19 protein-coding genes are annotated in these 24,118 nt (G+C 47.8%); 10 read left to right on the top strand and 9 right to left on the bottom strand.

What is annotated here, in order from left to right:
- Positions 1-789: 789 nt before the first annotated feature.
- The 6 genes from HMPREF2871_RS04940 (at position 790) to HMPREF2871_RS11955 (ending at position 5,001) form a co-directional block, all read left to right on the top strand.
- The gene (locus HMPREF2871_RS04940; protein WP_049343870.1) at positions 790-1,650 is read left to right on the top strand and encodes an SDR family oxidoreductase; all 861 of its coding nucleotides are present in this window, start codon (positions 790-792) and stop codon (positions 1,648-1,650) included.
- Positions 1,640-2,464, top strand: a complete 825-nt coding sequence (locus HMPREF2871_RS04935) for an ABC transporter ATP-binding protein (protein ID WP_049343868.1) — start codon at positions 1,640-1,642, stop codon at positions 2,462-2,464. The genes HMPREF2871_RS04940 and HMPREF2871_RS04935 overlap by 11 nt, the downstream gene beginning before the upstream one ends.
- Before the next feature lie 101 nt (positions 2,465-2,565).
- Entirely contained in the window at positions 2,566-4,083 is a 1,518-nt protein-coding gene (locus HMPREF2871_RS04930; RefSeq protein ID WP_049343866.1) for an ABC transporter permease/substrate-binding protein, read from the top strand.
- A gap of 47 nt (positions 4,084-4,130) precedes the next feature.
- Positions 4,131-4,328, top strand: coding sequence for an alcohol dehydrogenase catalytic domain-containing protein (locus HMPREF2871_RS11390; RefSeq protein WP_079453972.1), 198 nt, complete (start codon positions 4,131-4,133; stop codon positions 4,326-4,328).
- Complete coding sequence (locus HMPREF2871_RS04925) at positions 4,303-4,770, top strand: MDR/zinc-dependent alcohol dehydrogenase-like family protein (protein WP_199903846.1); 468 nt, start codon at positions 4,303-4,305, stop codon at positions 4,768-4,770. The genes HMPREF2871_RS11390 and HMPREF2871_RS04925 overlap by 26 nt, the downstream gene beginning before the upstream one ends.
- Positions 4,771-4,842: 72 nt before the next feature.
- A complete protein-coding gene (locus HMPREF2871_RS11955; RefSeq protein WP_199903560.1) occupies positions 4,843-5,001 on the top strand; it encodes a zinc-binding dehydrogenase in 159 nt (52 codons plus the stop codon).
- A 626-nt stretch (positions 5,002-5,627) separates the two neighbouring features.
- Here HMPREF2871_RS11955 and HMPREF2871_RS04920 read toward each other — a convergent pair.
- From HMPREF2871_RS04920 to HMPREF2871_RS04905, 4 genes are all read right to left on the bottom strand, one after another.
- Positions 5,628-7,094: a surface lipoprotein assembly modifier gene (locus HMPREF2871_RS04920; protein ID WP_049343865.1), complete on the bottom strand. Its 1,467-nt coding sequence runs from the start codon at positions 7,092-7,094 to the stop codon at positions 5,628-5,630.
- A 318-nt stretch (positions 7,095-7,412) separates the two neighbouring features.
- Positions 7,413-8,297 carry a Slam-dependent surface lipoprotein gene (locus HMPREF2871_RS04915; RefSeq protein WP_049343863.1) on the bottom strand — a complete coding sequence of 295 codons (885 nt, stop codon included), beginning with the start codon at positions 8,295-8,297 and terminating at the stop codon, positions 7,413-7,415.
- A 200-nt stretch (positions 8,298-8,497) separates the two neighbouring features.
- A complete protein-coding gene (locus HMPREF2871_RS04910) occupies positions 8,498-11,767 on the bottom strand; it encodes a TonB-dependent receptor domain-containing protein (RefSeq protein ID WP_049343861.1) in 3,270 nt (1,089 codons plus the stop codon).
- Positions 11,768-12,432: 665 nt separating this feature from the next.
- The gene (locus HMPREF2871_RS04905) at positions 12,433-12,807 is read right to left on the bottom strand and encodes an Mth938-like domain-containing protein (protein WP_049343859.1); all 375 of its coding nucleotides are present in this window, start codon (positions 12,805-12,807) and stop codon (positions 12,433-12,435) included.
- A 205-nt stretch (positions 12,808-13,012) separates the two neighbouring features.
- On the opposite strand from HMPREF2871_RS04905, the gene HMPREF2871_RS04900 reads away from it, so the two are divergent.
- The 3 genes from HMPREF2871_RS04900 (at position 13,013) to HMPREF2871_RS04890 (ending at position 15,389) form a co-directional block, all read left to right on the top strand.
- Entirely contained in the window at positions 13,013-14,320 is a 1,308-nt protein-coding gene (locus HMPREF2871_RS04900; protein WP_049343858.1) for a homoserine dehydrogenase, read from the top strand.
- Entirely contained in the window at positions 14,313-14,747 is a 435-nt protein-coding gene (locus tag HMPREF2871_RS04895; RefSeq protein ID WP_049322347.1) for a hypothetical protein, read from the top strand. Before HMPREF2871_RS04900 ends, HMPREF2871_RS04895 begins: the two co-directional genes overlap by 8 nt.
- Positions 14,748-14,894: 147 nt before the next feature.
- A complete protein-coding gene (locus HMPREF2871_RS04890; RefSeq protein ID WP_049328665.1) occupies positions 14,895-15,389 on the top strand; it encodes a hypothetical protein in 495 nt (164 codons plus the stop codon).
- Positions 15,390-15,435: 46 nt separating this feature from the next.
- Here the strand turns inward: HMPREF2871_RS04890 and HMPREF2871_RS04885 are convergent, their stop codons facing one another.
- Entirely contained in the window at positions 15,436-16,152 is a 717-nt protein-coding gene (locus HMPREF2871_RS04885; protein ID WP_049343856.1) for an S-methyl-5'-thioinosine phosphorylase, read from the bottom strand.
- Between the two features lie 66 nt (positions 16,153-16,218).
- Complete coding sequence (locus HMPREF2871_RS04880) at positions 16,219-17,289, bottom strand: AI-2E family transporter (RefSeq protein WP_049343853.1); 1,071 nt, start codon at positions 17,287-17,289, stop codon at positions 16,219-16,221.
- 203 nt (positions 17,290-17,492) lie between these two features.
- Here HMPREF2871_RS04880 and purM point away from each other — a divergent pair, with 203 nt between their 5' ends.
- Positions 17,493-18,527: a phosphoribosylformylglycinamidine cyclo-ligase gene (purM, locus tag HMPREF2871_RS04875; RefSeq protein ID WP_003686290.1), complete on the top strand. Its 1,035-nt coding sequence runs from the start codon at positions 17,493-17,495 to the stop codon at positions 18,525-18,527.
- 74 nt (positions 18,528-18,601) lie between these two features.
- Here purM and HMPREF2871_RS04870 read toward each other — a convergent pair whose 3' ends face one another.
- The 3 genes from HMPREF2871_RS04870 to acnD form a co-directional block, all read right to left on the bottom strand.
- Positions 18,602-19,813, bottom strand: a complete 1,212-nt coding sequence (locus HMPREF2871_RS04870) for an acetate kinase (RefSeq protein WP_049343851.1) — start codon at positions 19,811-19,813, stop codon at positions 18,602-18,604.
- A 212-nt stretch (positions 19,814-20,025) separates the two neighbouring features.
- Positions 20,026-21,195: a 2-methylaconitate cis-trans isomerase PrpF gene (gene prpF, locus HMPREF2871_RS04865; RefSeq protein WP_004520374.1), complete on the bottom strand. Its 1,170-nt coding sequence runs from the start codon at positions 21,193-21,195 to the stop codon at positions 20,026-20,028.
- A 117-nt stretch (positions 21,196-21,312) separates the two neighbouring features.
- Positions 21,313-23,919: a Fe/S-dependent 2-methylisocitrate dehydratase AcnD gene (acnD, locus tag HMPREF2871_RS04860; protein WP_049335194.1), complete on the bottom strand. Its 2,607-nt coding sequence runs from the start codon at positions 23,917-23,919 to the stop codon at positions 21,313-21,315.
- Positions 23,920-24,118 lie beyond the last annotated feature (199 nt).

The following is a 24,118-nucleotide window of genomic DNA, read 5'->3' as shown; positions in this document are numbered from 1 at the left end:
TGCTGCTTTTACGGGCGATTTTATTGACGGCCATGGGGTGCTTTACTCCAGAGATTGGATAGTGATATAGAAGAATAATATCTATTGACTGAATCTTACTTTATTTATATATGAAAAGAAAAGCGTAAAAAGGTTATCTGAAAAATTTCAGGTAAGCTTTTTGTAAAAGTTATTGTACGACTAGGAGAAACAGGAGTTAACAGGCTTAAAATACTAACATTATTAATTTAACATAATATAAATTAATTTCCTTTTCCCTATTCTTCTACAAATTCCGCTGTTTTGTTCCTATATGTCAAATGAGAATTAATGATACTCTAGAGAGTGTGCTCATAGTACTACAATTTTTAGTATAAAATCAATAGGTTTTAAGAAATTTGTCAGTTCAATTATGCTATAACTCTATCACTTAATTATTTAGTAGCGGAATAGGGCCGTGGGGACATACCCTAAGCTCTTTAAATTCTTTGAGAATAGAGAAATGCAGTACAAATACTTGGTAATGTAAATGCCACCTAAATTCTAAAAACTAGTAAAAGAGGTCCGTTTTAAGCCATAAGGGACTTGAAAACGGAAAGACCACATATCCTAACCTAATTATTAATATCAGCTTAATAATCAAGTGAGTCTTTCGTGGCTTATCGTATGCAGGAAAACTGCTACAATAAAATAACCATTAATAAACCATCCCTTAAATCTATTCAGTCTACCTGAAACCCAAAAAGCAGCATGCACATGGTTTTACAGAAACCCTGTAAACGGCAAAGCTATCTCTATAAGGAAAACAACATGAATCTAGCCATCACTGGTTCCAGCGGCAACATCGGCGGCATGGTCGCCCAACACCTCAGTACACGCGACCTACCGCTTATTCTGCCACTGCGCAACCCCGCCAAAGTACCCGATCTGCCGAACTGCGAGGCGCGGCGGTTTGCCTATGGCGATTTGGAGCTTGCTAAGCAGGCTTTAAATGGGGTGGACGTGCTGTTTATGGTGTCTGCCGCCGAAAGTCCGATGCGCGAACAGGAGCATTTGACTTTGGTGCAGGCTGCTTCGGAAGCAGGCGTGAAACATATTGTCTATCTCTCTTTTGCTCAAGCGGCGTTGGACAGTACCTTCACGCTGGCGCGCACTCATGCGGTTACCGAAAATGCAATCCGGCAAACAAATATGCGCTACACCTTTCTGCGCGACAATTTTTACAGTGAGATGATGGCAACAATTGCTAACGCAGACGGCATCATCGCAGGCCCAGCTGACAACGGGCGCGTTGCCTGCGTTTCACAGCGCGATGTTGCCCAAGCAGCGGCAAACATCATCGCCAACATCGCATGCGGAAACCACCACCATGATAATCAGATCTACACGCTGACCGGTTCCCAATCATTAAGTTTTGCTGAAATAGCCGCCGTCTTAACCGAAATCACCGGCAAACCGCACTGCTACCACAATGAAACTGTGGAAGAAGCCTTCGCCAGCCGCAAAGCTGAGTATCCTGACACGCCCGATTGGCAGATTGAAGCCTGGGTTTCTACCTACACTGCCATTGCTAAAGGCGAGCTTGCTACCGTTTCAGACGACCTGTCGCAGTTGTTGGGACGAGCACCGCTTAGTTTTGAAGACGTAGTAAAGACACAATATGCAAAATAATCTTGTCCCATTTATCGAGTTTCGTGGCACAGGCAAGCATTATAACGGCAAATATGCTGTGCGCGATTTGGATTTGACCATTTATCAGGGTGAATTTTTCGTGTTGGTAGGTGGCTCGGGCAGCGGCAAATCCACCACTTTACGCATGATTAACGCGCTAATTGAACCGACCGATGGCAACGTTTATCTGCACGGGAAACGGATTAAAGACTACGACATCCGCCAGCTCCGCCACCAAATTGGTTACGTATTACAGCAAATCGCGCTTTTTCCCACCATGACCGTCGCGGAAAATATCGAACTTATGCCTGACGTACTGGGCTGGCCGAAAGCCGAACGCAAAACGCGTGTGAATGAATTATTGGAGCTGGTGGAACTTGACCCTGCGCACTACCGCGACCGCTATCCGCACGAACTTTCCGGCGGTGAACAGCAGCGCATCGGCATTTTGCGAGCCATTGCAGCCAAGCCCCAAGTTCTGCTGATGGATGAACCGTTTTCAGCACTTGACCCGCTGGTGCGCACCGTGCTGCAAGACCAAATTGCTATGATTCACCAAAAATTTGGCACTACTATCGTTTTCGTTACCCATGATATGCAGGAAGCCGCCAAACTCGCTTGCCGTATCGGTGTAATGCATAACGGCAAACTGGTACAAATCAGCACACCTGAAGAAATCAAAAAGCAGCCGGCAAATGATTATGTGCAATCGCTGTTTTCCACCGCCGATGCCCCCGATGCCGAACGCATCATCCACCAATTCTTACGGTTGGATAAACAGGGACAGGAAGCTGTGAGAAGGGCAGTGTTATGATGGTGAAGGCCGTCTGAAACCTCTTTCAAGGCGCTAATACCTTGCTGTAAAGCAAACATAAACATCTATTATTCAACGTACTAAACATAAAATTTAAAACTATGTTCTCATCCCTAAACGTTACCCCAGCAGAACTCTGGCAAATGCTGCTTACGCATTTATGGCTTTCCGGCCTGACTTTGCTCGCGGCAGTGGCGATTGCGGTGCCTGCCGCCGTGTTGTTTGCGCGCAGACAGCGGGCAGCGGAAGCGGTATTGCAGTTTACCAATATATTGCAAACCATTCCGTCTTTGGCGCTGCTGGGTTTGCTGATTCCGTTTGTCGGTATCGGTTCGCCGCCCGTCTTGATTGCGCTCACGCTATACGCGCTGTTGCCGATTTTTCAAAATACCTATTTGGGGCTGACCCAAATCGACCAATCGATTCAAGATGCATACACTGCATTCGGACTATCGCGCTGGCAATCATTGTGGCGGATTGAGCTACCGATGGCTTTGCCTGCCATGATTTCGGGCATTCGCACGGCGGCAGTGCTGATTGTCGGCACGGCAACTCTGGCGGCGTTAATTGGCGCAGGTGGCTTGGGTAATCTGATTCTGCTCGGCATTGACCGCAACAACATGACAATGACGTTTACCGGTGCATTGCTCTCCGCGTTATTGGCTGTCGGTGTAAGCGGCATTATCGGGCTGTTGCAGAAATCGCGACACAAGTTGCCGATTATTCTTGCATTGGCGGTGGGCTTCGGTGCACTCGGTCTGTCGCAGATTTCATTTACACCTGCCACAAAAAACGTGGTGGTTGCAGGCAAAATGGGGAGTGAGCCGGATATTCTGATTAACATGTATAAATTATTGATTGAACGTGAGAATTCGAACGTGAAAGTCACAGTCAAACCTAATTTTGGCAAAACTACTTTCCTGTTTAGCGCACTGAATAGTGGCGAAATCGATATTTATCCTGAATTCACCGGCACAGTGCTGGAAGCCTTAGTACAAGTACCAACTGAACAGAAGAACCGCCATCTGTCGCCAGATGAAACCTATCAACGGGGCAAACAATTATTGGCGGAACAATATCAGCTAGAGTTTCTACCACCGATGTCTTATCAGAACACTTACGCGTTGGCGGTCAAAGAAAGCTACGGTGCATCGCACCAACTGAAGACAATCAGCGACTTGAAGCAGGTAGCGCCCGATATCCGAGCAGGTTTCTCACTGGAATTTATCGACCGAGCGGATGGCTATAAAGGCATGCAGGCAGCCGGTATCACGCTAAAACATATTGTTAGCTTGGAACCTGCCTTACGCTATACGGCATTGTTGAATGACAAAATCAACCTAGTGGAAGCCTTTTCCACTGATGCAGAATTGAAAAAATATCGATTGCGCTTGCTGAAAGATGATATTTCCCTGTTCCCCGCCTATCAGGGCGCACCGCTGATGAAAGTAGAATTTGCTGAAAAAAATCCTCAAATTGTGACCGCACTTAACCGACTGGCGGGAAAAATTAGCGAAGAGGAAATGAGCGAGATGAACTACCGCGTGAAAGTGCAAGGCGAAAGCGCGGAAAACGTGGCTCGGAATTATTTAGAGAAAAATGGGTTGTTAGGAAAGTAAAATTGGCAGTAGGCTACCTGAAAGCATCAAATTCTTAGGGAGGTATTATGAAAGCCGTAAAAATCAAAGGCTTCTGCATCAACCATTCCGAGATTTTCACGCGTGAAGGTAAATCGCCGTCTGTCCAATTTCCGTGCATCTTGGGCATTGAATGTGTAGGCGAAGTGGTGCAAAGTTCCACACCTGCACTGGCGGTTGGACAAAAGGTTGTCTTCTATTATGGGAGAAATGGGGCGCGCCTTTGACGGCAGCTACGCCGAATATGTGTTGCTGCCAAACGAGCAAATTTACCCCAAACATACCGATTTGGATTGGACAACCCTTGCCGCAATTCCCGAAACTTACTACACCGCGTTCGGCTCATTACAGCAGCTTCGTATCGCGCCGCAAGATCGTGTATTGGTGCGTGGTGCCAGCAGCGGTGTGGGCATAGCCTTTGCAAAGCTTCTTAAAGTACGGTTTCCGCATATCGTATTACACGGTTCAACGCGTAATCCTGCCAAAGCTACCCATCTGCAAGCAGTCGGATTTGACGAAGTGATTACTGAAGCCGATGGCAAACTACAAACCGACCAAAGCTATGACAAAATTCTGGAATTGGTCGGGCCGGCAACTTTGTGTGATTCTTTCACCCGCATCAACGAATACGGCATCGTCTGCAATACAGGGCAGCTAGGTAATATATGATACGTAAACGGTTTTGATCCGATTATCGAACTCAAAAACAACAGCTATCTCACCGCCTTTCATTCGGGCAATGTGTCGCAAGCCAAGCTGGATGCGATGTTTGACTATATCTGGCAATTTAATGTGAAAATCTTAATTGAACGCGTGTTTACATTGGAACAAGTTCCCGAAGCCCACCGTTTTTTGCAAAGCGCGGACGGGTTTGGGAAAGTGGTGGTAGTCAATGAATAGGGCTATCTAAAATTCTATCAAAGAAATTTAATCATGCTTTGGAATAAAACTGTGATCTGAATTGGTTTCATGGATATTGATAAAGAGAAGGCCGTCTGAAATTCTTCAGATGGCCTTTTATATTTGAATTATGTAAGTGATTGTACAACTAGAAGAAACAGGACTTAGCAGGCTAAAATACTAGTATTATGAATTTAACATAATATAAATTATTTTCTTTTTTCCTATTCTTCTACAAATTCCGCTTATTGTTCCTATATGTCAAATGAGAATTAGTGATACTCTAGAGAGTGTGCTCATAGTACTCCAATTTTTAGTATAAAATCAATAGGTTTTAAGAGAAACTTGGCTATTTAATTTTACCTTACCTCTACTTCCTAATTTATTGTGTAGTGGAGTAGGAGAGATATAAGAATACCAAGTACCATCAAACTCTTGTGAAACAAGAAAGTGTAGGGGATAGCTAATTTATACTGCAAAGGCCGTCTGAAACATTAAGTTCAGACGGCCTATTTGCAAATTTTTTTAGCAAGTTGATAAGTTAAACTGTAAGAAATTTGCGAGTTAATCACATTATGAATATAAGATAATAATCTTACAAGAGATCATCTGGCTGACCTTTAATTTCAAAACCTATGCTCTATTTTAATTAGAAATTCATTCCGTTTATAGCGATTTAGCCAGGACGAGCTTTTGTTGTCAGTGTGTTTTACGGTGAGGATGGGTACGAAGCCGCGGAGGAAAGGGCGATCGAATTTGATGTCCAACTGGTAGGTGCGTTCGAAATCACGGCGGCGGGTTTCCAGCCAGGCATGGTAATCCTGATAGGCTGTTTTGCGCCAGATTGCCTGAAAGGTGGCGTCGATGCCGGATTCGAAACGTTTATTGACGCCCGCGCGCAGGCCGTGCCGGCGGTAGGAATCCACTTTTTCGCGGCTGTTTTTGCGCAGGTAGTCGTAGCCGCCGAATACCAGCCAGTCTTTCGGCAGGGCGTAGATGGCGGTGGTGAACAGAAGCGTCTGCGGGCCGTTGAAATGTTTTAATTCACCGCGGTAGCGGTCGTATTTGTGGTCGAGCTGCACGCCCAGCGAGGCTTGGTCGGAAAAGGTGCGGCTGTATGCCGTGCTGATGCCGGCGCTGCTGTCGCGCAGTTTCCCGCCCGACCATTCGTATTGCACCTGCGGGCCGATACTGAAGGAATGGTCTTTGCTCTGAAAACTGTAAGCGGGGCTGACGTTGATATTGTGTTCGCCGTATTCTTTGTTGCCGGGATAGAGCCGGCCCCATGCGTAGCCGCCCAGTTGCAGGCCGTGGTGGCCGTTGAGCGAAATGCGTCTGCTTAAGTTGGCTTCATATACCCACATCCGGTTTTTCAACGCATCGGGCGCGTAGGCGTCAAGCTGTTCGTTGCGGCAGGACAGCATTCCGGCATCGTCCAGAATCGGCTGCCCGTTCGAATCGAAACCGCAGCTTGTCTGATTGCGGACAACCGTCGTGCCCGACGACTGGTTTAAGTTGGTGTCGTACCCCGCGCCGAACGAAACCGAGCCGCTCCACGCATCGCGTTTCTTCAAAGCGTCGGCAAACACTTTGATTTTCTCATTGACGGCGGGCACTTCGGGAATATCGATGCCGTCGAACAATGCCGCCGATTCTTTGTTTTGTTTGTCTATAAACAGCAGCCGCGCCAAATCCAGGCGGCCGCGCAGAAATTCGGGATTTTTGCGGTAAAGCTCGCGGTATTTCGCCAGCGCGGCCTCCAAATCGTCGCGGGACACCGCCTGATTGGCCTCGGCAAACAGCACTATATCGGGGTCGTAATCATCCTGACGGCGGTAAATGTCTAACAGCCGAGCCGTTTCCTCTTCGTTTTGCGCGTTGACCGCCTTCATCAGCGACAACGCCAAATCTTCGCCGTCCTGCACTTCTCCCGCGCCGAATTCGATCGCCGTATTGTCCGCTTCGTTCCTTTCCTGCTGAGCGCGGCGGAGTTCCGTTCCCTGTTTGAGCTGCATGAAGCGGTCTTCCCTGTCGTCGGCAAACGCGTGGGGCAGCAGGCTGATAAAAAAGGGAAGGAGCAAAAGGCGTTTCATAAAATTCTTTCCTGTGTATCGGGCGGCTTTGTTTTTCAGACGACCTTTTCAAAGAAAAACTGACATTTCATCTTTACCGGGCAGAGCATTTTTTTATTTGAATGACGGGTCGTCTGAAAATGAGCTTCTCAAGCCCATCGAAACAGCACGCCTTCAAACTCACGGGCCGTTCGAAAAATACCGGCTTAAACGCATTGCGAAGCCCGATATTTCCGAACGGCCCTGTACGATGTGCATTGTGTGTCGGATGATTTGTGTTTTATAGGCGGACGGAATGGGAAACGACAAAAACCGTCCGCCTTATCGCATTATGATTCATTATTTGCCGATTTTCGTACCGCCAAAGGCAGTGTTATAGGCATGGTTTCGACCAAAATCAGCCACGCCCGCAATCGCTGCGCCTTGATTGCCGAAGAAATGACCGTGGGTCGTACCGGCCACTTTGTTTGCCGTAGCTGTACCGGAGAAGGAAGCCTGAGCCGTATTAATCGTGGCATTGTTGATGGCGACATTCAAACCTGCGCGTTCCATTTCTCCGTTCAGCGTTCGCTTACCGAAATCAGCTTTCAACGTACCGTTTAAGAGGGCTGTATTTTGCGTATGATATTGGTTGATACCCTTAACCGTATAAGTGGCAGTACCCGTAGTCGGCAGATTGGTGGTTCGACCCGTGCCGCTATAGAAGGCAGTGTAATTCGTACCTTTTGTACCGACAGCCGCACCGGAAGGAACGGCAGACCAGTCGCCGAAGTAAACATCCATATTACCGACTTTGGAATAAGACAGACGGCCCAAATGGGAATGGTCGGGCATTTTGGGAATCAGATGCCATGCACCGTTCATCCGATACAGATTGGCAACAGTAACGCCGTTTTTGTCTTTACCCAAAATACCGTGAGCAAACGTTTTAACAAAATATTTGTTCGCTGTCGCATCGATTTTAGCAAAAGAGACAGGCTTGTTATTGGCAATACCTTTCTCTGGAGTTCCTGAGACAGCCTTGGTATCGCTAACAAAAATGGAAGCTTTACCTTTATGCTCACCTTCGTTTTCAAGAGTAACACCAATATGCTTTACCCCTTCGACTTGAATCGATTCGGTCGTCGCACCAGTCGGGTTGGCTTGAAAACCTTTAGGTAGTGCAAACACAGAAGAAGCAGCAAACGCAACACTCAATACCGCAACGGTTTTTACGAGTTCCATAATTCACTCCAAAATAAAAATTTACAAAATCAACAAACTTTCTCAAGAAGAACCTGGATTAATCTTACAAATTCGCCCTCTTGGAAAAGCAAAGTAAGTATATTCCCATTTTTATAAAATAAAAACGGAAATTATTATCATTTATGATAATTTACATTTTACTAATATTAGAATTTTGATAATTGCATCCTGAAACTATTTTAGAACTTACCTGTAATCCCTATCCTGACCGTTCTGCCCGGTGCAGGCAGATAGGAGCGGCTCATCGGGTCGAGGTAGTAGCGGTTGGTCAGGTTGCTGCCCACCAGCTCGGCAGTCAGGTTTTTGCCGATTTTGTAGCGCAGGTAGGCGTCCCATACGGCGACAGGCTGCCAGCGCATATCGTTATGCTGGGGCTTCATATTGTCATTCTGATATTTATTGCGCACATCGTAGAATGGCTGCCAAGCATCGTTGCGGTTTTCATAGACGCGGCTGTGGTAATGGAGGCGCACGCCTGTTTCCAGTTTGTTGGCAAGGAAACGGCTGCCCAATTCGGCATCAATTGACCAGCGTGGTTGAAGCGCGCTTGCCAGATAGCCCGAATCGGTCAAGCCGCCGTGGTTGCAGACAGGACGATTCATAGTCTTACCGTTTTTCACAAAATAGCTTGAATCAACCATGCCCTCTGTTGCGGATGTCCAAGTGAAATTTTCGTCGCACATTTTGTTTTTCAGGCTGCGGAATACGTTCAGGCTGCCGAAGACGCGTCCGGTATCGAAGCGGGTGGACAGCTCGGCACCACTGCGGATTTGTCTGTCGAATTGTTCGAATTCGAGATTGCTGTCCCTATCGATAACGTTTTTGGTCTTGTTATGGAAGTAGTTGATGCGGAAATCCGCTTTTTTCATTTTCGGTAACAGTCCCGTCAAATCATGGATGTAGCCGACTTCCCAGTTTTTGGCGTGTTCGGGCCGCCAGCCATAGCCCATGCGGTTGAATGAGCCGGCGGCAGTAGAAAAGCCGTAAGTCCCTTCAAAAATGCTGGGGTAGCGCAGGGTTTCGGTATAGCGCAAATAGGCGCGGCTGTAATCAGTAAAATTGATGGTGGCAGAAAATGCAGGTACCCAACCGCTGCCCTTCTGCTTCATTGCCCTCTGTCTTTCGGCTTCGGTCATTGGCGTTGTGTAAACACTTGCACTGGCTGCGTAGTATTTAGGTACAAATTGCGGACTGTCTGGAATAGACGGGTCATATACAGGATTGGCGACTTTGGTGTGCAAATCAGGAATGCTGCCATTGGTAAGGGGATGATCCTGCATATTCAGACGGCCTTTATCGTCTTTCAACCAATAGAAATCCACCTTTTCATTAGGATTGACCCATTTTTCGCGATCATCTGTCAAAGTCGGAATATATTGCGAATTGACTTGAAACGAAGTCAGGCTAATTTGTGCATGTTTTTTTCTTTGTTCTGCGTATTCCTCTGTTTCATATAAAACTCCATAATCAAGACTGCCATTCGCCAAAGCATCGTCAATTGCCTTGTAATCCGCGTATTCTTGCGGCGTGGCAACCCTGCCGATCGAATATTTTATTCCCCTGTTCATTTCTAACGGATCGCCGGTCTTATTCGTGCCGCTTTCCAAACGTCTGCTTTTATCCTGAAGTTGGAAATTGGTATATCGCCCACCTGCCGTCAAAGTCAGCCAGCGGAAGGGTTCGTAGCGAAAATTAAAGCCCAGATTGTATTCACGCCGCTTGCCGTTGCGAGGTACACCGTATTGGTTCAATTCATAATTTGCCCTGATGGTGCTGTTTTCGAGTTCTTCCCGATATTTGTCGTATCCTCCCCGCTCCAGCTCGTCTGAAAAATCATTGCGCGATGTCAGTTTTTCATTTTGAAAATCGCCCATCAAAGTCAACGACAGTTTGTCGCTCAATTTCATACGGTTGGAGAATTGAAAGCCTGTACGGTTGTTACGGGCGTAATAGGCGTTGCCTTCAATAGTGTTGAACCTGCCGTTTGTATTGGGCGTTTCGGGTTTGGGCGGTTTTGGGACTTCAAAACCTGCATTCAGCAATTCTTGACGCTCTTCAGGCGTAGCTTTTTGCCATCTGTCGTACTCATCCCATGCTATTTGAAATTTGTTGTCCTCATAAACGGTATCGCCGGGTGAGCCACCTGCGGTATTGGTTTTGGATTTGGTGCGCGTTGTCCAAAGCGTGGCATCGAAATCTATCCAACGGCTGCCCTCGGGCTTCCACGAATAGTCGATATTGTAGGAACGCTGTTTTACCCATGCCTGCGGCCATTCGGCAATTTTGTTGAGGACGGACGCATCCCAACTGATGGGGCCGATAATGCGCGAAGGCATAATTTCGCCGAACGTGGAATCGGTATGGCGCAGGCCGAATTTGAGCGTTTGGCGGTTCGGCAGACGGAAGGTGGTTTTACCTACCCATGATTTGGTTTCGAGCGAGGTATTGCTGACTTCCCCGCCCGGATGATAAAAAAGTCCGATTTTTGAAATATCGGGTGCGCCCAGCATGTTTTCACTGCCGAAAAATTTCTCACCCTTGGCAGCGGCTTCTTCTTTACGACGTTTCAATTCGTCTAAAGTTTCTTGTGTCCAAGGACCGATATAACCGTAGCGTTCCGCGCCTTTTTTGCCGGAAAAATAATTGCCTTTACTGCGGTAGGCATAGGCAAGCATGGCATCGAAATTGTCCTGCTTGGTGGCGGCGGCAATGCGGTAGGCTTTATCCTCCCCAAATTTATTGCGTCCGTTGAAACGCTGGTCGATTCGGTCGGTATCGTCAAAAAACGAACGCCAAATACCACCCGTCGCTACTGCGGGAACAGGCAAGGTTCGATAATCGACTGAATGTTCATAAGCATTCTCACGCCTTTTGATGGAATTGTTGGAAGCCTCCGCCTTCACTTCAAAGCCGTATTTCTGCCCTTCGGGGACAATATCGTCGGCATCGATGGTTTTCAGGGCGACGGAGCCGCCTATGCCGCTTTTCATATCACGGCTGAACGAGGGGCCTTTTTCGATAGAAACGCTACTGATGATGTTGGGGTCGACGTAGTTGCGGTTGTTTGCGCCCGCGTAGCCGCGCCAGACGGTAATCGCCTGCTCCGTGCCGTCGATGGTAACGGGAATCCGTCCTTGACCTTGCACACCACGTATATTCGGATCCAGCGCGCCGCTGTTGCGCGCGTCGCCGCTGTACACGCCGGACATACCGCTTAAAAGGTCGGATACGGTGTTGCCTTTGAAGGTTTCGACTTCGTTTTTGCTCTTGTAAAGATTGACGATTTCGCGGGTATAAACGCGGTTTTTACCGATTTCATCCTTATTTCGAGTTCCTTTGACAGTTATGGTATCGAGAATAACTGTCGAATTATCTGCAGCATAAACGGCAGGGACGAAACCAATGGCGGCGATGCAGGCGGAGAGGGTGGTGACTTTGATCGGTTGCATAGAATGAATCCATATAACTTGATTGGTAAGGCCGTCTGAATGAGACAGATCGAATAGATGCGATTACACTCTGACTAAAATAATACAAATAAGTTTGATTATTATTTATAATTTTATGAAATTCTAACTTGTTTTTAATAATATGGAAATGTTTTTTGAGATTTGATCAATAGAATAGGGAGGGGAAGCGGTAGAGATTATTGAGCCGCTATTTCGATTATGTGAGTTATTTCTGACACTGCACCGTAAATTCCGCTATGCCCGGGCAGTCTATTTGGGGCAGAACAAAGTAAGTGTGCAAAGCCATCTGAAGGCGATGTGTTTGAACCTCTTAAAGGCAGCTAACAGGCTAATTGCGCCAGTTGTCACCTTAATTATCGAGTAATGAAGTCGAGTAGGGAGCAGGGAGCCTTAGTACGATACCAAGTACCTTCATATTCCTTGAGAAGAAGTACCTTGTACTAGACATACTTAGAAAAAGTGTTCCGCTAGTTGCAAGATGTGATTTTTTTAAATCTGGAGGCAGGAATCTCATTGTGAACGTAGAAGTTCTTCTTTAATAAGAGAAACAGGAGTTGGCAGGCTAAAATACTAGTATTATGAATTTAACATAATATAAATTATGCGAACCTAAGCTAGCATGATGCAATAGTCTTTTCTGCAAATTATGGCCACAACCAAGCCCATGCGCTTCGTCCTTCGCCTTGCAGCAAAACTAAAGTTCGGCAAGCTGAGGCTGTATTCATGCATTCAAGGCCGACTCCGTAAGCTGATAAGGCTGCGGCAATTTTGGGATGCAGAAATTTTTGTTTTTCTCCTGTACCTATAATAATGACTTCAGGACGGTTTTCTGCTATTTCAATTGCTGATATAAAAATTTGTTCGTTTAATTCCTCGATGGTTGTTTGAGGGATGATGCTCACTTTGCCATCTTGCCAGCAAATGGGTTCTGAATATGTTTGTTCTCCGATTTGCAATATGCCTTGTGAGGATGAAAAAAATGATGCTGCTTCATCGATATGGTTTTCTGTGATTTTCATGGCAATTCCTGTTTTTATGGTAGAACGATTTTCAGACGGCCTTGGGAAACTTGCAAAAAAAGGTGCAAAATCAAGCAATATCAGGTAGGATTCAACGTTTGACCTTGTGCATTGATGCTTTGCTCTGAATTTACGATTGCAAGCGATTATAACAAGCCTTGGTTTTTCGTGATTATTTTAAAGTATCGGCTCAAAAGGAGACACAATGAAGCCAGTAAATATCGGTCTTTTAGGTTTGGGTACAGTCGGTGGCGGTACAGCCACTGTATTGCAGGACAACGCTGCGGAAATCAGCCGCCGCTTGGGACGTGAAGTCCGTATTTCTGCTGTTTGTGATTTGAGCGAAGAAAAAGCCAAACAAATTTGCCCAAATGCTGCTTTTATCAAAGATCCGTTTGAGCTGGTTCAACATCAAGATGTTGATGTTGTTGTGGAATTGTTTGGCGGTACCGGTATTGCCAAAGATGCGGTATTGAAAGCGATTGAAAACGGCAAACACATTGTTACTGCCAATAAAAAACTGCTGGCTGAATACGGCAATGAAATTTTCCCTTTGGCGGAAGAAAAAAATGTCATGGTACAGTTTGAAGCTGCTGTTGCCGGCGGTATCCCTATTATCAAGGCTTTGCGTGAAGGTTTGGCTGCGAACCAAATCCGCAGTATTGCCGGTATTATTAATGGTACCAGCAACTTCATTCTTACTGAAATGCGTGAAAAAGGCAGCGCGTTTGCAGACGTCTTGAAAGAAGCTCAGGCTTTGGGCTATGCAGAAGCTGACCCTACTTTTGATATCGAAGGTCATGATGCCGGCCATAAAATTACGATTATGAGCGCATTGGCATTTGGTACGCCGATGAACTTTTCTGCCTGTTATTTGGAAGGCATCAGCAAACTCGACAGCCGCGATATCAAATACGCTGAAGAACTTGGCTATCGTATCAAGTTGTTGGGTATTACCCGTAAAACCGACAAAGGTATCGAGTTGCGCGTACACCCTACTCTGATTCCTGAAAGCCGTTTGCTGGCTAACGTTAACGGCGTGATGAATGCTGTCCGTGTCAATGCCGATATGGTTGGTGAAACCTTGTATTACGGTGCGGGCGCCGGTGCATTGCCGACTGCTTCTGCCGTAGTTGCCGACATCATTGATATTGCCCGCCTGATTGAAGCGGAAACTGACCATCGTGTTCCTCACTTGGCATTCCAACCTTCTCAAGTTCAAGCGCAAAATATTCTGTCTATGGATGAAATCACCAGCAGCTACTATCTGCGCGTTCAAGCAACTGACGAACCGGGCACTTTGGGTCAAATTGCCGCACTCTTGGCCAAAGAAAATGTTTCTATCGAGGCTCTGATTCAAAAAGGCGTGATTAATCAAAGTACTGCCGAAATTGTGATTCTGACCCACACCACAGTGGAACACAACGTCAAACGCGCTATCGCTGCGATTGAAGCGCTGAGTTGCGTGGATGCTCCGATCACCATGATCCGCATGGAAAGCCTGCATGACTGAGCAACAAACGGAAAGGCCGTCTGAAGAACAACTGGCGGCCAGAAAGAAAGCCAAGGCAAAAATCCGCACCATCCGCATTTGGGCATGGATTATTTTGTCTTTGCTGGCTCTGACCGCCCTGCTCTCACAATGCGCCATGAACAAGCCACAGATGAAACAAAATGTGGTGGAATCTTGCGTGAAAAACATTCCTTTTGCTGAAAAATGGCAAGCTGATTTGAAGGCAAAAGGTTTGGATGCGCAAAACGAGAAATTGGCTCAAGACTATTGTGTCTGTATGTGGGATCAGCCTTTAAGCAAACTCTCTGACGAGCAAATCCGAAACTTCGGCAAAATCAGCCCTGAGGAGCAACTCAAACTCTTGGGTGGCGCGGAAGCTTTTGAGGCACGCGATAAGCAATGCGTGGCTGATTTAAAGGCTGAGTAAACCAAAATTATCGGTTTAAGCCAAAGCTATAAGGCCGTCTGGACAACAGACGGCCTTTCTTATATTGAATAAATAGTAATAAGAATTGATTTCATTATATTTTAAGTTTAAGATAGCTTGGTTAATTGCTTTTCTATGGTTGTTGCCATGCGTTACCACTTTCCTATTGCCGTTGATATTTATGATTTTTTGTATACCGGCCGGTTTGACTATCTGGAAATCGGACAATCGGCAGAGTCTATTTTGCAGATGTTTCCTGCGCCTGATTGCGTCCCTAAAGGCTTGTTGGTACAAAAAGGCTGGAATATTTGGCTTTATGGCGATATCGAACTGCATTTCTCCGACAATCGTTTGACACAGATTCGCGCTGATTTTCAGCCTGATGCTGCACTAAGCGGCGGCCGTTGGGTAAAATTGAATCCGTGGTTTTTTGCAAATGGCTGCCTTGATGTTTATGCCGTCATTCAGCGCTTGGTACAACGCAATATTGACTTTATTAAAACGGAAACGCATACCAATTTGATTTTACAGCTGCAAAGCGGGGTCGAATTGATTTTTGAAAAATGTCGGGGCATGCAACTTGCCTCGTTCCGCAAACAAAAAGCTTCCCTGCCTCATTGGGCGCGTGAAACGGCTTCTTAACTAAAACAATGCCGTCTGAAAACATCATTTCAGACGGCATGATCAATTACAAACCATTCAATAATTGTCGGATTTTCGTCATCGCCATAGAAGTCTGTTCATTACAGCCTACAGTCCCTACTCCGCTATCAAAGCAATCAATGCTGCTGACGCTGCAAAAGTGGGCATAGGCCATTTTCAACTCTCTGGCCAAAACAGCTTCGGGCATACCGGTCATACCAAGTACATCTACACCATCATTGCGATAACGGGCAATTTCTGCGCGAGTTGGACGGCGCGGGCCTTGCAGGCAGCCATATACTGCTGTGTCGTAAATCGGCACATTGTGCGCTTTCGTGATATTTAATAACTTTTGTCGCAATTCATTGCAATAAGGGTTGAAAAAATCGGTATGGACGACAGGGCATTCTTGGCCTTCAAAAAAAGTATCTTTACGGCCATAGGTATAGTCAATCAAATCGTCCGGCAACACCAGACTGCCGTTTTCAAAATCAGGGTTGATACCGACGACTGAAGAAATGGCAATAATGTTTTCAACGCCTAAAGAGTGCAATGCCCAGATATTGGCGCGATAGTTGATTTCATGCGGCGCGATGGTATGGCTGAAGCCGTGTCGGGCGAGAAAAACAATGTCCAAGCGCCCCAACCTGCCGAACAAAATAGGACTGCTGGTTAAGCCGTATGGAGTGCGTACGATTTTTCGTTCAGTAATTTCGAGTTCCGGCAGTTTGGTCAAACCGCTGCCGCCGATAATGGCTAACATATAGACTTCCTTTGTTATCAATGGCCGTCTGAAACTTGGATTTCAGACGGCCTTAATATCATCGATTTATTTATGTTTATAGAAATGGCTGCCGAAATAGGCAGATGCACCTTCACGCAATAAAACCAATGTTACGGCGGCAAGCGGCAGACCGGCAAGCATACCGACAAAACCCATCAGTTGTCCGAAAGCCATCAACGAGAAAATCACCCAGAACGGAGACAAACCGATGTGGTCGCCGACGATTTTAGGCGTAATGAAAAAGCTTTCCAAGAATTGTCCGACACCGAATACAGCCCAGACCATCAACAAACCCTGCCATGAGCCATATTGCAAAAGCGCGGCAACTGTCGCCAGCAAAAGGCCGGTAAATGCACCCAAATACGGAATAAATACCAAAATACCGGCAATCATACCGATGGCAAAGCCGGAATCCAAACCGACCAGCATCAAGCCCAAGCCATAGACCAAGCCCATAATCATCATCACCATCAGCTGGCCACGCAGAAACTCGCCCAAAACTTCATCCATATTGCCGCTGATACGCGTGTAAGTTTCGATAAAACGGCGCGGAACCAATTTGCTGATTCCGGAAGACCAGCGTTTCCAATCCAACAAGAAGTAATACAGCAGCAAAGGTAACAACACCAAATTGCTGACGCCGCTGATGACGTTACCACTTTGACGCATCAAGGTAGGAATCCATTCTTTGAGCGTATTGCTCAACTCATCCGTATGCGACTGCAACCATGCAATAATTGATTCTTGATCGATTTGAATATAATCCCCGCTGACGCTATTGAGCCACGGCAGCAATTTGTTTTGAACAAAGCCTACGATTTGTGGCAGGCGTTCGGCCAGATTGTTAAACTGGTTCAACAACATAGGCACGATAATCAGCACCAACGACAGCAATATCAGCAAAGCCAGTGCCATAATAATCATAGAGGCCGGCGCGCGACGGATACGCTTCAGTTGCAGCCATTCGACCAAGGGATTCAAAACATAGGCCAAAACGGCAGCTACGATAAACGGCGTCAAAACATCGCCCAAGGCATATAAAAGCCAAATAAAGGCCGCGATAACGCAAGCCATAATAATCCACGGTTTTGCGCCGCGCGTTTTCTTTTGATACATAAAAAGGTATTTCCCAATTGATGTTTAAGGTTTTCAAAATCAATAAGCAGTATAACAGATTCACAAAGGCCGTCTGAACGCGTGACGGCTATTAAGATAAAATAAAAATTGTTGACAATAATGCCAAAAAATTCAGCCTGAATCCTCTAATTTAAGATAAAATACGCTCCGACAATCTACCCATACCCGAATAAGGAAATCCAATGAGCACTTCTTTGAGCTATCGTGACGCAGGCGTGGATATCGACGCAGGCGATCAACTGGTCGAAAACATCAAACCTTTTGCCAAGCGTACTATGCGCCCTGAAGTGTTGGGTGATTTGGGCGGTTTCGGCGCTTTGGTCGAAATCGGCAAAAAATACAAAAATCCGGTATTGGTTTCCGGTACGGACGGCGTCGGCACCAAGCTGAAACTGGCATTCGACTGGGACAAACACGATACCGTCGGCATCGATTTGGTTGCCATGAGCGTCAACGACATTTTGGTTCAAGGCGCAGAACCTTTGTTCTTCTTGGACTATTTTGCTTGCGGCAAGCTGGACGTTGCCCGCGCGACTGATGTGATTAAAGGCATTGCCCAAGGCTGCGAAGAATCCGGTTGCGCTTTGATTGGCGGTGAAACTGCCGAAATGCCGGGCATGTATCCCGAAGGCGAATACGACTTGGCAGGTTTTGCCGTCGGCGTGGTTGAAAAAGAACGCGTTATTAACGGCCGCAGCATTCAGGCCGGAGACGTTGTTTTGGGCTTGGCTTCCAACGGTGCACACTCCAACGGCTACTCTTTGGTACGCAAAATCATCGAGCGCGACAATCCTGATTTGGACGCGGAATTCGACAACGGTAAAACTTTGCGCGAAGCCATTATCGCCCCTACCCGCCTGTATGTGAAACCTATCCTTGCCGCTTTGGAAAAATTCACCATTAAAGGCATGGCCCATATTACCGGCGGCGGCATTACCGAAAACGTACCTCGCGTTTTGCCTGAAAATACCGTTGCACAAATCGATGCCAAAGCGTGGGAATTGCCTAAACTGTTCCAATGGCTGCAAAAAGCAGGCAATGTGGAAACCCAAGAAATGTACCGTACATTCAACTGCGGTATCGGCATGGTCGTTATCATTGCTAAAGAAGATGCCGATGCAGTACAGGCATTCTTGAGCGAACAAGGCGAAACCGTTTACCGTTTGGGCGCAGTTCGTGAGCGCAACGGCGACGAACATCAAACCCAAGTGGCTTGATTGAGATGTAATTAAAAAAGTGCGGATGATGAATCCGCACTTTTTATTGTTTATGATCTAGGGGAATCTCCGCCCTAGCCTGCTTCTTCCATAAAGCCGGCTAACTGAGCCGTATCGTGGGCAATCATCAGCTCTTCATTGGTTGGAACAACCAAAACAGCCGGCATAGAACCTGTCGGGCTGATGATACCGGAGTTGCCGTAGCGTTTGTCCATATTGGCTTTGGTGTCGATGTGCAGACCCAAGAAATCTAAGTAGGAAACAGTTTTAGCTCGGATATTACGCGAGTTTTCGCCGATACCGCCGGTAAACACGAGTGCGTCAACGCCGCCACAAGCCACAGCCATAGAAGCAATGTATTTGGCAAGGCGGTAAGTCATTACTTCCAGAGCCAAACGTGCGCCTTCATGGCCTTCATCCGCAGCGATTTCCAAAGAACGGCAGTCGTTGGAGAGTTCAGAAATACCGAGCAAGCCTGATTTTTTGTTCAGCATTTCATCAACTTGGGCAACATCCAAACCGGCATGTGAAGTCAGATAGCTGTATACGCCCGGGTCGATGTCACCGCAGCGCGTACCCATTACCAAACCTTCGATCGGCGTGAAGCCCATACTGGTGTCAACGGATTTGCCGTTTTTGATGGCGGTAATGGATGCGCCGTTGCCTAAGTGGGCAATAATCATGCGGATGTCTTCCAACGGTTTGCCCAAGATGCGTGCGGCTTCAGGGGCAACGTAACGCATACTGGTACCGTGGAAACCGTAGCGGCGGAAAGCGTATTTTTTACGCAATTCGCGCGGAACGGCATAAGTGTAGGCACGCTCCGGCATGGTTTGGTGGAACGAAGTATCCATCACGCCGACATTGGGCAGACCCGGGAAATGCTCTTGCGCAGCCAAAATGCCGTTGATATTAGCAGGATTGTGCAGCGGAGCGAGCGGAATGCAGGCATTGAGTTCGTCCATTACTGCTTGATCGATCAAAACAGATTCGCTGTATTTTTCGCCGCCGTGGGCGATGCGGTGGCCGATGGCTTTAATGCGGTCGTGCAGGCCGTGTTTTTCAAGTTCTTTCAGCAACATACCTACTGCACCGGCGTGGTCGTTACGGCCGGTCAAGGCTGTTTGGCATTTTTTGCCGTCTTTGCTGAACGTAATGACTGCTTCGGGCGTACCCAAACGTTCGCCGAGACAGCTTAAGAGAACTTTGCCGTTTTTACGGTCGATAACAGCACCTTTGAGTGAAGAGCTGCCGCAGTTTAGAACAAGAATGAGTTGGTTGGACATGGTGTTTCTCCTTTGATTTTTGATTGTTTTTTTGGCTTCAGGCCGTCTGAAAAGAGCAAAAACATTTGAGAGCTTTTCAGATTGCCTTTGGTTTGATGTTTAGTCAGGCTTTATGCCCAACCATAATCTCCATTGCAGGTATCGCTACCTGACTAAAATCTGCTTATTTGGTTTTCAGACGGCCTTGTTTAGTGCTGCGGCCGTCTGAAAACTTAAAAGCAATCTTCCGGCACTCGGACTTGTCCTTCCATAATCACGCGTGCGCTACGGCTCATGACTGCTTTGGTGGCCGTCCATTGTCCGTCCTGACATTCGGCGGCTGCACCAACGCGCAGTGTGCCTGACGGATGGCCGAAACGGACTTCTTTACGCGCTCCGCCTCCGGCTGCAAGGTTGACCAGCGTACCGGGCACGGCGGCAGCGGTAGCGATGGCGACTGAAGCAGTACCCATCATGGCGTGGTGCAATTTGCCCATGCTCAGTGCGCGTACCAATAAATCGATGTCGGCAGCTTTGACGGTTTTGCCGCTTGAAGCGGTGTAATCGGCCGCAGGGGCGACAAAAGCGACTTTCGGAGTATGGGCGCGGGTAGCGGCTTCGGATACGTCGCTGATTAAACCCATTTTCAGCGCACCATACGCGCGGATGGTTTCAAATTTTTCCAGAGCCGCGGCATCGTTGTTGATATCGTCTTGCAACTCTTTGCCTGTATAGCCCAAATCTGCGGCATTCAGGAAAATGGTTGGAATGCCGGCATTGATAAGCGTGGCTTTCAGACGGCCTATATTCGGCACATCAATTTCATCGACCAAATTGCCGGTTGGGAACATACTGCCTTCGCCGTCGGCCGGATCAAGAAATTCGATTTGTACTTCGGCTGCCGGAAACGTTACGCCGTCAAGCTCAAAATTGCCTGTTTCCAAAACTGCGCCGTTTTGCATCGGTACATGGGCAATAATGGTTTTGCCGATGTTTTTCTGCCAAATTTTGACGGTACACAGGCCGTCTGAAGGGATTTTGTCTTTATCGACCAAGCCTTGCTCGATGGCAAATGCGCCCACGGCGGCAGTCAGATTGCCGCAGTTGCCGCTCCAATCGACAAAAGGTTTGTCGATGGAAACTTGTCCGAACAAGTAATCAACATCGTGATCGGCGCGTTCGGATTTGTCCAAAATTACGGCTTTGCTGGTGGACGAACTGGCATTGCCTAAACCGTCAATCTGTTTGCCGTAAGGGTCGGGGCTGCCGAGTACGCGCAAGAGGATTTTGTCGCGTGCCTCGCCTGCTTCCTGCGCAGCTGCCGGCAGATCGGTGCGTTTGAAGAAAATGCCTTTAGATGTACCGCCGCGGTAGTAAACGGCTGGAATTTTAATTTGCGGCATTTCGAGTTCTCCTTTGTATTTCTAGTATGGTTTTTTCAGACGGCCTCTCAAACATTCGAGGCCGTCTGAAAACCTTTTTGAGCGTAGCCCGGACATTTTGATCATGCCCGATTTACCTTACGCTGCATTTCCTTCTAAAAAGTCTTGTGCGAAACGTTGCAACACACCACCGGCTTCATATACCAATACTTCTTCTGCAGTATCGAGGCGGCAGGTAACCGGAACTTTGACAGTTTCGCCGTTTTTACGGTGAATCACGAGAGTCAGGTCGCAGCGCGGTGTGCGTTCGCCGACCACGTCGTAGGTTTCCGTACCGTCCAGTTTCAGGGTGTGGCGGTTAGTACCCGGTTTGAATTGCAGCGGCAACACGCCCATACCGATCAAGTTGGTGCGGTGGATACGCTCGAAGCCTTCGGCAACAATCGCTTCCACGCCGGCGAGGCGTACGCCTTTTGCAGCCCAGTCGCGGCTTGAGCCTTGACCGTAGTCCGCACCGGCAATGATGATGAGCGGCTGTTTGCGGTTCATATAGGTTTCGATGGCTTCCCACATGCGCATGGTTTTACCTTCGGGTTCAACGCGTGCCAGCGAACCTTGGCGTACGCTGCCGTCTTCGTTTCTCACCATTTCGTTAAACAGTTTCGGATTGGCGAAGGTTGCGCGTTGGGCGGTCAAGTGGTCGCCACGGTGGGTTGCATAAGAGTTGAAGTCTTCTTCAGGCAAACCCATTTTCGCCAAATATTCGCCTGCGGCACTGCTGGCCAAAATCGCATTGGACGGCGAGAGGTGGTCGGTGGTGATGTTGTCGGGCAAAATCGCCAGCGGACGCATGCCTCTCAATGTGCGCTCCCCTGCCAGTGCTCCTTCCCAGTAAGGTGGGCGGCGGATATAGGTGGACATTGGACGCCAGTCGTACAGCGGGCTTGGTGCTTTTTGCGCTGTGCCGGTATCGAACATCGGAATATAAACGTCGCGGAATTGTTGCGGTTTCACATATTCGGCAACGATGGCATCGATTTCTTCATCGGTCGGCCAGATATCTTTCAGGCGGATTTCTTTGCCGTCTGCAACGCCTAGTACGTCGTTTTCAATATCGAAACGGATGCTGCCTGCCAGCGCGTAGGCAACGACCAACGGAGGCGAAGCGAGGAAAGCCTGTTTCGCATACGGATGGATACGGCCGTCAAAGTTGCGGTTGCCTGACAATACAGCGGTGGCGTACAAATCGCGGTCGATGATTTCTTTCTGGATTTTCGGATCCAGCGCGCCGCTCATGCCGTTACAGGTGGTACATGCGAAGGCAACGATACCGAAGCCGAGTTTTTCCATTTCAGGCAGCAGGCCTGCTTCTTTCAAATAGATTTCGGCTACTTTTGAACCCGGGGCAAACGAAGATTTCACCCAAGGTTTGCGTTTCAAGCCGAGGCGGTTGGCATTGCGTGCCAACAGCGCGGCGGCGACAACGTTGCGCGGATTGGAAGTATTGGTACACGAAGTAATCGCGGCAATAATCACTGCACCGTCAGGCATTTGGCCGTCTGAAGGCTCTTCGTAAGGTTTAGCCAAGCCTTTGCTGGCCAAATCGGCGGTCGCAAAACGGGCATGCGGATTACTTGGGCCTGCCATATTGCGCGTTACGCTGCTCAAATCAAATTTCAATACGCGAGGATAAACGGCGTTTTTCAAGGCATCTGCCCACAAGCCTGCGGTTTTGGCGTAGGTTTCCACCAATTTCACTTGCGCATCGTCGCGACCGGTCAGTTTCAAATAATCAATGGTTTGCTCATCAATAGCGAACATCGCAGCAGTCGCGCCGAACTCAGGGGTCATATTGGAAATGGTGGCACGGTCGCCGATGGACAGGCTTCTTGCGCCCTCGCCAAAGAATTCGACAAATGCACCAACCACGCGCTCTTTACGCAAGAATTCGGTCAGTGCCAACACGATATCGGTGGCAGTAATGCCCGGCTGGCGTTTGCCGGTCAGCTCAACGCCGACAATATCAGGCAGACGCATCATGGAGGCACGGCCCAACATTACGGTTTCGGCTTCCAAACCACCCACACCTACGGAAATCACGCCCAATGAATCGACGTGCGGCGTATGTGAGTCAGTACCGACGCAGGTGTCAGGGAATGCTACGCCGTTTTTGACTTGGACAACCGGCGACATTTTTTCCAAATTGATTTGGTGCATAATGCCGTTGCCCGCAGGAATCACGTCCACATTTTCAAATGCGGTTTTTGTCCAGTTGATGAAGTGGAAACGGTCTTCGTTACGTCTGTCTTCGATTTCGCGGTTTTTGCGGAAGGCATCAGGATCGTAACCGCCGCATTCAACGGCCAAAGAGTGGTCGACGATGAGCTGGGTTTGCACCACCGGATTCACTTTGGAAGGATCGCCGCCTTTTTCGGCAATTGCATCACGCAGGCCCGCCAAATCCACCAACGCTGTCTGACCCAGAATATCGTGACACACCACGCGCGCCGGATACCAAGGAAAGTCGATTTCCTGTTTTCCCTCAATCAGCTGGCCCAGCCAGCTTTGCAGCGTAGGCAGGTCGACTTTGTCTGCGCGGTTGACCAAGTTCTCAGCCAAGATACGGCTTGTATAAGGCAGCTTGTCGTAAGAGCCTGGTTTGATGTCTTCACACGCCTGACGCGCGTCGTAATATTCCAAATCCGTACCGGGTAAAGCTTTGCGGTAGCGTTGGTTGGCAGTCATGTCGGTTCTCCTAAATCTATTCTTTTTTTGGTTTTGGGGTTTCAGACGGACTGTTGATTCGGACCTTAAGGCCGTCTGAAACCATAAATTCTGTTTTATTGCTTGTTGTCTGAAATCTATTCGCGGTATGAAAAAAAATTGCTGCTCCGCTACCATCATTCCCGTATAGACGGAAATCCAAACTTAAATCTTTCAGCAC

It is taken from the genome of Neisseria sp. HMSC067G12 (assembly GCF_001812725.1).
Classification (GTDB): Bacteria; Pseudomonadota; Gammaproteobacteria; order Burkholderiales; family Neisseriaceae; genus Neisseria; species Neisseria perflava.
Note: the sequence above shows the minus strand (reverse complement) of the source record. Positions and strands in the feature narration are given on the sequence as shown.

Excerpts from the sequence above, each read along its gene's own strand:
- HMPREF2871_RS04870 (WP_049343851.1), bottom strand. The coding sequence starts at position 19,813 with ATGTCCAACCAACTCATTCTTGTTCTAAACTGCGGCAGCTCTTCACTC.
- HMPREF2871_RS11390 (WP_079453972.1), top strand. The coding sequence starts at position 4,131 with ATGAAAGCCGTAAAAATCAAAGGCTTCTGCATCAACCATTCCGAGATT.
- HMPREF2871_RS04900 (WP_049343858.1), top strand. The coding sequence starts at position 13,013 with ATGAAGCCAGTAAATATCGGTCTTTTAGGTTTGGGTACAGTCGGTGGC.
- acnD (WP_049335194.1), bottom strand. The coding sequence starts at position 23,919 with ATGACTGCCAACCAACGCTACCGCAAAGCTTTACCCGGTACGGATTTG.
- HMPREF2871_RS04890 (WP_049328665.1), top strand. The coding sequence starts at position 14,895 with ATGCGTTACCACTTTCCTATTGCCGTTGATATTTATGATTTTTTGTAT.
- HMPREF2871_RS04915 (WP_049343863.1), bottom strand. The coding sequence starts at position 8,297 with ATGGAACTCGTAAAAACCGTTGCGGTATTGAGTGTTGCGTTTGCTGCT.
- HMPREF2871_RS04940 (WP_049343870.1), top strand. The coding sequence starts at position 790 with ATGAATCTAGCCATCACTGGTTCCAGCGGCAACATCGGCGGCATGGTC.
- HMPREF2871_RS04905 (WP_049343859.1), bottom strand. The coding sequence starts at position 12,807 with ATGAAAATCACAGAAAACCATATCGATGAAGCAGCATCATTTTTTTCA.
- HMPREF2871_RS04935 (WP_049343868.1), top strand. The coding sequence starts at position 1,640 with ATGCAAAATAATCTTGTCCCATTTATCGAGTTTCGTGGCACAGGCAAG.
- prpF (WP_004520374.1), bottom strand. The coding sequence starts at position 21,195 with ATGCCGCAAATTAAAATTCCAGCCGTTTACTACCGCGGCGGTACATCT.
- HMPREF2871_RS04925 (WP_199903846.1), top strand. The coding sequence starts at position 4,303 with ATGGGAGAAATGGGGCGCGCCTTTGACGGCAGCTACGCCGAATATGTG.
- HMPREF2871_RS04920 (WP_049343865.1), bottom strand. The coding sequence starts at position 7,094 with ATGAAACGCCTTTTGCTCCTTCCCTTTTTTATCAGCCTGCTGCCCCAC.
- HMPREF2871_RS04895 (WP_049322347.1), top strand. The coding sequence starts at position 14,313 with ATGACTGAGCAACAAACGGAAAGGCCGTCTGAAGAACAACTGGCGGCC.
- HMPREF2871_RS04885 (WP_049343856.1), bottom strand. The coding sequence starts at position 16,152 with ATGTTAGCCATTATCGGCGGCAGCGGTTTGACCAAACTGCCGGAACTC.
- purM (WP_003686290.1), top strand. The coding sequence starts at position 17,493 with ATGAGCACTTCTTTGAGCTATCGTGACGCAGGCGTGGATATCGACGCA.
- HMPREF2871_RS04930 (WP_049343866.1), top strand. The coding sequence starts at position 2,566 with ATGTTCTCATCCCTAAACGTTACCCCAGCAGAACTCTGGCAAATGCTG.
- HMPREF2871_RS04910 (WP_049343861.1), bottom strand. The coding sequence starts at position 11,767 with ATGCAACCGATCAAAGTCACCACCCTCTCCGCCTGCATCGCCGCCATT.
- HMPREF2871_RS04880 (WP_049343853.1), bottom strand. The coding sequence starts at position 17,289 with ATGTATCAAAAGAAAACGCGCGGCGCAAAACCGTGGATTATTATGGCT.